Annotated in this window: 7 protein-coding genes and 1 pseudogene; 2 read left to right on the forward strand and 6 right to left on the reverse strand. The window is 64.6% G+C overall.

Translation table 11 applies throughout. The features are described from left to right. Positions 1-259: pseudogene (locus tag A3764_RS09545) on the reverse strand (cobalamin biosynthesis protein CobQ); the annotation flags it as partial. Between the two features lie 65 nt (positions 260-324). Between A3764_RS09545 and A3764_RS09550 the strand changes: the two are divergent. Continuing rightward, positions 325-1,794 (forward strand): cobyric acid synthase, encoded by a 1,470-nt coding sequence (locus tag A3764_RS09550; RefSeq protein ID WP_067920485.1) that lies wholly within the window; start codon positions 325-327, stop codon positions 1,792-1,794. Positions 1,795-1,913: 119 nt separating this feature from the next. On the opposite strand, the gene A3764_RS09555 is transcribed toward A3764_RS09550, so the two are convergent. From A3764_RS09555 to A3764_RS09565, 3 genes are all read right to left on the reverse strand, one after another. Continuing rightward, the gene (locus tag A3764_RS09555; RefSeq protein WP_067920487.1) at positions 1,914-2,963 is read right to left on the reverse strand and encodes a hypothetical protein; all 1,050 of its coding nucleotides are present in this window, start codon (positions 2,961-2,963) and stop codon (positions 1,914-1,916) included. Positions 2,964-3,038: 75 nt separating this feature from the next. After that, the gene (locus A3764_RS09560) at positions 3,039-4,469 is read right to left on the reverse strand and encodes a TolC family outer membrane protein (protein WP_067920488.1); all 1,431 of its coding nucleotides are present in this window, start codon (positions 4,467-4,469) and stop codon (positions 3,039-3,041) included. Positions 4,470-4,527: 58 nt separating this feature from the next. Continuing rightward, positions 4,528-5,181: a protein-L-isoaspartate O-methyltransferase family protein gene (locus A3764_RS09565; protein ID WP_067920490.1), complete on the reverse strand. Its 654-nt coding sequence runs from the start codon at positions 5,179-5,181 to the stop codon at positions 4,528-4,530. Positions 5,182-5,689: 508 nt separating this feature from the next. On the opposite strand from A3764_RS09565, the gene A3764_RS09570 reads away from it, so the two are divergent. Continuing rightward, the gene (locus A3764_RS09570) at positions 5,690-6,130 is read left to right on the forward strand and encodes a hypothetical protein (protein ID WP_150122126.1); all 441 of its coding nucleotides are present in this window, start codon (positions 5,690-5,692) and stop codon (positions 6,128-6,130) included. A gap of 181 nt (positions 6,131-6,311) precedes the next feature. On the opposite strand, the gene A3764_RS09575 is transcribed toward A3764_RS09570, so the two are convergent. Together A3764_RS09575 and A3764_RS09580 are read right to left on the reverse strand one after the other, a co-directional pair. Further along, positions 6,312-6,515 carry a hypothetical protein gene (locus tag A3764_RS09575; RefSeq protein ID WP_067920493.1) on the reverse strand — a complete coding sequence of 68 codons (204 nt, stop codon included), beginning with the start codon at positions 6,513-6,515 and terminating at the stop codon, positions 6,312-6,314. A 3-nt stretch (positions 6,516-6,518) separates the two neighbouring features. Continuing rightward, complete coding sequence (locus tag A3764_RS09580) at positions 6,519-6,884, reverse strand: hypothetical protein (protein ID WP_150120634.1); 366 nt, start codon at positions 6,882-6,884, stop codon at positions 6,519-6,521. Positions 6,885-6,999 lie beyond the last annotated feature (115 nt).

Raw genomic sequence — 6,999 nt, forward strand, 5'->3', positions numbered from 1 at the left:
AAAGCGCCAGCGCCAGCAGCCCGCCCCAGACGAAGAACGAATTGTCGATCGCGAAGACGGTCTGCCAGGTCTCCGAAAAGTAAAGCTCGCCGAAAACTTCGCGCGCGGGGATCCCGAAGAGGTAAAGCGCCCCACCGGCCAGCACGTAAAGCGACAGGTCCGGCAGCAGGCTGCCCGCCAGTGCCGCCCATATGAGCCGCCGGTCGCCGCCCCGACCGAACACGGCGGCCCCGAGCAGAAGATGTGCCGGTGTATTCATCCATTGCCTCTTTTCCCAGCGGGGGATTTGCGCCAGTCTGGCGCCGTTTTCCGAAGGGCCAGCAGATGACAAAAGCGATCATGATACAAGGCACCGGCAGCAATGTCGGCAAGTCGATGGTCGTCGCGGGCATCCTGCGCGCGCTGGCACGGCGCGGCATGCGGGTGCGGCCCTTCAAGCCGCAGAACATGTCCAACAATGCCGCCGTCACCGAAGACGGGGGTGAAATCGGGCGCGCACAGGCGCTGCAGGCCCGCGCGGCGGGCGTGCCGCCGCATACGGACATGAACCCCATTCTGCTCAAACCGCAGACGGCCACGGGCGCGCAGATCGTCGTGCAGGGGCGCGTCGCTGGCCATCAGGAGGCCGCGGCCTTCGGGCGCGACAAGGCCACGCTTTTGCCCCGTGTGCTCCAATCCTTCGAGCGGCTGGCGCGGGATTGTGAGTTGATCGTCGTCGAAGGCGCGGGCAGCCCGGCGGAGACGAACCTGCGGGCCGGTGACATCGCCAACATGGGCTTCGCCACCGCCGCGGGGGTGCCGGTGATCCTCATGGGGGATATCGACCGGGGCGGCGTCATCGCGCAGATCGTGGGCACCCAGGCCGTGCTGGAGGAGGCCGACAGAGCCATGGTGCGCGGCTTCGGCGTCAACAAGTTTCGCGGTGATCGCAGCCTGTTCGACGCGGGCCGCGAAGATATCGTCGCACGCACCGGCTGGCCCTGCCTCGGCGTGCTGCCGTGGTTCGATCTGGCGCACAGGCTGCCTGCCGAAGACGTGATGGACCTGCCCGCGCGCAGCCGTTCGGGCGGGTCGGGATGCGTCATCGCAGTGCCCCGCCTGCCCCGCATCGCCAATTTCGACGATCTCGACCCGCTGGCCGCCGAACCGGGGGTGGACTTGCGCCTGATCGTTCCGGGCGCGCCCATCCCCGCCGATGCCGACCTTGTGCTGCTGGTGGGCAGCAAATCCACCATCTCGGACCTTGCCGCCCTGCGCGCCGAAGGCTGGGACGTGGACATCGCCGCCCATGTGCGGCGGGGCGGGCATGTGCTGGGCCTCTGCGGCGGTTTCCAGATGCTGGGGCGCAGCATCGCGGACCCCGACGGCGTCGAAGGCCCCGCCGTCAGCGTTCCCGGCCTCGGCCTGCTGGAGGTGGAAACAACCATGGCACCGCTGAAGCGGCTGTCACAGAAACAGGGGGAGCATCCCGAAAGCGGCACGCTGCTGACGGGGTACGAGATCCACATGGGCGAAACCACCGGCCCCGACTGTGACCGCGCCTGGCTCACCTTCGCGGGGGAGCGGGAGGGCGCGGCCAACGCGACGGGCCGGGTCGCGGGGTGCTACATGCACGGGATCTTCGCGTCGGACGCCTTTCGCAACGCCTATCTGGCCCGGTTTGGGGCCGAGGCGCTGATGGACTACGAAAGCGGCGTGGACGAAACGCTGGATACGCTCGCCAACCACATCGAGACCTATTTCGATCTCGATACCCTGCTGGAGCTGGCCGAGCCTGTCGGCCCGCCTGCGTAACGCGGGCGGCACCGTCGGAATTGAGTATTTATGAAAGGGTGAAAGCAGGCACCGGGTCGGCCCCCGATCACGGTCCCGGGGTGCCGGGGTGCCGGGGCCGCGAATGGCCCCGGTGCCGTCTATTCCAGTTCCTGCGCCGTCAGGGCGCGGTGGATTTCCCGGCGCACCAGCTTGCGCACGTTGCGGGTGATCCGCTCCCCCAGCGCCCCCTGAAGCTCCGCCCGGACGATTTCGGCCACGAGGTCGCGCAGGGCTTCTTCATCCAGCACCTGATCGTCACCGTCAAAGGCATCCGAGGTTTCCTGCGGCGGCTCCTGCGGGCGCTCGGCGGGGGCCTCCTGCTGCGCAGAGGGCCGCGCGAAGGGAGAGGGCGAACCGCTTTCCATCGAGGCGCCGCTGCGCGCCTCTGTGCGGGGCCTGCGCGCGGGCGCTTCCTCGTCGTCTTCCCAGGCCATGGCGGGGGCGGGCGTACCAGCGTAGTCGCCGGAACCTGCGGCTTCCGGCTCCCAGTCCTCGCGGCTGTTGCCGATCGCCGTTTCCAGCGCGGCGATCTTCTCGCTCAGGGTGCCGGGGCGCAGCGGGGCATTGCCGTCAGGCGTGGGCCGCGCAGTCGCGAACCGGTGGGAGAACATCACATCGGGCGCAGGCTCGTCTTCTTCCTCGGCGGCGGGTTCGGCGGGCGCGTTCCGCACCTGCTGCGACGGCTCCGCAACCTCGGCCTCGTCCTCCAACTCCTCCTCGTCGTCGATGAAGGGATAGAGCGTGTCCTGTGTGCGGGCGCGGGCGATGTTCATCTCCCGCTCCGTCGGAGCAGGCTGGGCCACGGGGGCCTCGCGCTCTTCGGCGGGGTCGAGATCGTGAAAGGCGTTTTCCTCGAAAGGGGCTTCACCCGGGGAATCGTCCTGCGCGCCGTCGTCGTTCCAGTCGTCGATCTGGCCCTCGGCCTCGTACTGGGATGCGGGGGGCGGTGCAGGCTCCGACGCCTGCGGCTCAGGTTCGGTCGCGGACGGGGCCTGTTCCGCCACACGCAGGGCGGGTGTCAGGACCAGCTTGTCATTGGCCTGCGGCGCCGCACGCGGGGCCTGCAGGGGACGCTTGTCTTCGGATACCAGCCTGCGGATGGACGACAGGACATCCTCGACCTCGGCATTCGTGACGGGTTCGGACATATCGCTTTTCCACTCTTTCCTCGCCGCCGACCTTAGCGCCTTGGCGGGATTCCCACAATGGGGCGGATCAATTTGTCAGTCTTTCTGGAGCGCGCGCAACACCCGGTCCAGCTTCTGTCCCTGGGCGGAGCGCGGCACCGGCCCATCCTTGACGAGGTTATAATAGGCCGCCGGGTCGTAGATCTGGACCGGCAGCTTCAGGTCCACCGCGGTCAGCCGCCCCGTGGCGGCCAGCACCGCATAGGCCGCGATATAGACGGCGGAGCGCGCAGAGACCTGGATGGAGCGCGCATCCAGCAGTGCCTGTTCGGCGTCCAGCACATCCAGCGTGGTGCGCGCGCCCAGCGTCGCCTCCTCCCTCACGCCGCGAAAGGCAATCTCCGCCGCGCTTATCTGCCGGTCGGAGGCTTCGAGCTGCGCGCGGGCGGCGGCGTAATCGGCATAGGCATTGCCCACCGATTGCTGCACGTTTTCACGCACCACATGCAGGTTGGCACGCTGCGCATCCCGCTGCGCCATGTTGCGCCGCACGGTCGAAGACAGCGCACCGCCCTGATAGAGCGTCTGCCCCACCGAAAGCCCGATGCTGCCCGTCGCATTGCCGGAACTGGAATTCAGCGTCTCTGACAGCCCGTAGCGCGCATTCGCGCTGACGCGGGGCTTCATCGCGGCACGGCTTGCATCCACCAGCAGGTCCGCCGCGGCGACCTGATGCTGGGCGGCGCGCAGATCCGGGTGGCGACGTACCGCAAGGGCCTTCGCGGTGTCGATATCGCGGTCGATCTGCGGCAGGCTGGGCGGCGGAGCGAGCCGCGATGGCTTGCTGCCCACGACGGCGCGGTATTCCTCTATCGCGCGCAGCAGGTCCCCTTCGGCGGCGGCCAAACGGCTGCGGGCCAGCGCCAGCTGCGATTCCGCGAGCGACACGTCCGTCCGCGTGACCTCGCCCACCTCGAACCGGTCTCGGGCGGCGCGCAGCTCCTGCGTCAGCACCCGCTGGTTGTTGTTCTGAAGCGCCACGAAGTCCTGCGCCTCGATCACCCGCATATAGGCCGCCACCGCGCGCAGCAGCACATTCTGTTCGATGCCCAGAAGCGCATCGCGGGTGGCCAGCACCGTTTCCTTCGCCGCCTCGACCCGGAACTGGCTGGCGCCGAAATCATAAAGCAACAGGTCCGCCACCAGCGCGACGGAAGCGGTCAGCGTATCGACGGAACTGCGCACCACGGCAAGGCCCGTGTCATTCGTCGTGCGCCCGAAACCCTGCGCGATATCCGCCGTCCAGCGCACGATGGGCTTCAGCGCCGCCGCCGCCTGTGCCACGTCTTCGTCCGCGGCGCGCAGCAACGCGCGGTTCTGATCCAGCAGGCCGGAGGTGTTATAGGCCCCCACCAGCGCATCGGCGAGCGTATCGGCCCGCACCGCGGCAGGTACGACGGAGAGCATGCAAACACTGGCCAGAATGGCCGATCGGCGGAAACGGCCGGTCAAAATCCATGCAATCATTTTCATTCTCCTCGGTAAGTCCGCCCAGCGAACTGTCAAACCGTCGTGAAGAAATCGTTCACAATTGGAAAACGGCCTGCTTTTCGAACCCTTCAAGCACGGGTGCGCCGGCATTGAAAGCCTTGCGCCAGTTGACGTGGCCGTCGCGCTTGTAGCCGATACGCACCTCGCCCAGATTGCCTTCGACGAAGAGACAGGCGATCCGCCCCCCTTCCTTGAGCTGATCAGTCAGCGCGCCGGGCACCTGCTGCACCCCGCCCTGCACCAGTACCACATCATAGGGCCCATGCTGCGGCGCGCCCTCGGCAAGCGGGCCTTCGTGGACGATCACCGTATCGACGCCCGCGCCGGTCAGCGCCTCCTGCGCCTCATGGGCCATGGCCTCATCGGATTCCACGGCCACCACGGCGGCCGCCATATGGGCGATCACGGCAGAGGAATATCCCATGGCGCAGCCCACATCGAGCACCAGATCGGCGTTGGAAATCGCCAGCGCGTCCAGCATCTTGGCCAGCGTGCGCGGCTCCAGCAGGACCCGCCCGCCCCCCAGTTCGAGGTTCTCGCCCACATAGGCAGCCTCCCGCTGCGCCGCGGGCACGAAGTCTTCGCGGGGGACGGAAAGCATGGCGTCGATGATGGGAAACTTGGTGACGTCCGACGGTCTCACCTGCGTGTCCACCATCATCGTCCTGCGGGCTGCGTAATCGCTCATCGGCACATCTCATCGGTCGGGATTCTTCGTATTCGGGTGTGCCACATCCCGCGCGGCCCGGCAACGGCTGACCTTGAGGCCCTTCGCACCGCTATGCGCTTGCAGGCGCAATCGGGATCGGTTAGCAGTGCAGCAGCATCCGGAACGGCGAGTTGGCGGAGTGGTTACGCAGCGGATTGCAAATTCGGCGCTCCACATTGAAATCGCTACCAGTTTTGTGTGGCAGACCCCCCTGACAAACGGTGAACAAATCAGGAAAGTGTGGCAGGCACTTACCGATCGACAGGAAACCGCAATTTCGGTGCCTAAATAGCAAAAACCGTTTGTTATCAGTGGCCTATAGTGATCGACAACTTGCGGGCCTTGATGCCCTGTCCACCCAACACCGGAGACCGATATGCTCTGCGAGATATGTGGCCCTGAGAACGAATGTACGTGCGGGGCATGTCAGTGCAAATGGTGCCGCAGTCGGCGTGGTGACTACGTTTCTCCGCTCGAAGACCGCCAGATGGATGCGCACGTTCGCGCGGTGGCATTAGCCGACTTTCAGGATAGAATTTCTACACGATGGAACCCACCCACGGTGAAAGGAAAAAACATGGCTGTAATATCCGATTGGATTGAGAACATCGCGGGCGATGAGACGATCGAGGCTGTCGTGATTGGCCCGCATTACCGAGACAGGTTCAACAGCGACAAAGACGAAAATTTCAATGCCGCACCACTGAACAAAGTTATCTCATGGGAGGTCGCCAAGCCTTTTCTATCATACGAGTACGTCAACGGATATGGCGGTGCTGACTGTCACCCTGTCTTTGTATGGACCGCAACCAAGATAATTACGATAACTGAATACGACGGCTTGACCGGTCCCACTTGGCTTCCTCGCAATCCCATAGATATTGAGCCGGGGTTTGATGGCGTTGAAGCCGCACCATGGAACGCCTGATCTGCCGCATTCTTGGCCACATATGGGACGGGGCTGAGTATCGCGGGCCGTGGGCAACTATCTATCGCTGCAAACGATGCGCGGCTGAAAAGAACCCGCCCAACTGAACCGGAGCCGCCCCAGAAACGCAAAAACCCCCACGACATAATCGCGAGGGGCTTCTTGATTCAGAAGCGGGAAGCTACGCTTCTGCTTGCGGCATACACCCCACGGCGATGCCGATAAGCGGGGCTTGTCTTTCTGCTAGATCACTTTGGATCGCGCGAACAACTTGTGAGACCATGATGCCGCATTCAGCAGGGCCGAGCGCTTCCAGTACCCTGTTTTCACAAACCGTTCCAACGCCTTCGACGTAGGCGCAGAACGACGCAACGAGCATAAACATTGGCTATCCTTTCGTTTCAGGTGGTGTGTTTCTGTAAGGGGTCGGCATCCCGTCAGATCTGCTGACGATGGCAGAGATACGGATGATGTCGCGCTCCATGCGCTGCGCGCTTTCGGCAGAGCGCTCCATGTTGTCGGCCATGCGCTCGACCTGCTCTGCCAGCCGGTTCAGTCGGTTGCGCTCATTATCACCCCACTGGCAGGTGACGGGCGTGACAACCTCGGCAATCCGCTTTTCCGTGGCGCGCCCGCCGTGCATCCAGACCGAGAACGCAATGAGCGCGGTCGCCAGAATGAGAATGAGGCCGGTCAAACCGATCAGTTCGAATACTGCGCCAAACGCTGAAATTGCATCAGGTATCCAGTCCACGAAGCCGTTCCCAAATCAGTACAAGAGACACTGCGAAACGGTCGAGGTTCGCGACGAACAAGCAGGCGTAGAAGACGGAAATGGTCGCGTAACTATAGACGCCTGTGCTTGATGG

The organism is Sulfitobacter sp. HI0129 (assembly GCF_001635395.1).
Lineage (GTDB): Bacteria > Pseudomonadota > Alphaproteobacteria > Rhodobacterales > Rhodobacteraceae > Sulfitobacter.

What these genes read in the sequence shown, in the direction of transcription:
- A3764_RS09570 (WP_150122126.1), top strand. Translation starts at nt 5,690, where the DNA reads ATGGATGCGCACGTTCGCGCGGTGGCATTAGCCGACTTTCAGGATAGA.
- A3764_RS09565 (WP_067920490.1), bottom strand. Translation starts at nt 5,181, where the DNA reads ATGAGCGATTACGCAGCCCGCAGGACGATGATGGTGGACACGCAGGTG.
- A3764_RS09550 (WP_067920485.1), top strand. Translation starts at nt 325, where the DNA reads ATGACAAAAGCGATCATGATACAAGGCACCGGCAGCAATGTCGGCAAG.
- A3764_RS09560 (WP_067920488.1), bottom strand. Translation starts at nt 4,469, where the DNA reads ATGATTGCATGGATTTTGACCGGCCGTTTCCGCCGATCGGCCATTCTG.
- A3764_RS09575 (WP_067920493.1), bottom strand. Translation starts at nt 6,515, where the DNA reads ATGTTTATGCTCGTTGCGTCGTTCTGCGCCTACGTCGAAGGCGTTGGA.
- A3764_RS09555 (WP_067920487.1), bottom strand. Translation starts at nt 2,963, where the DNA reads ATGTCCGAACCCGTCACGAATGCCGAGGTCGAGGATGTCCTGTCGTCC.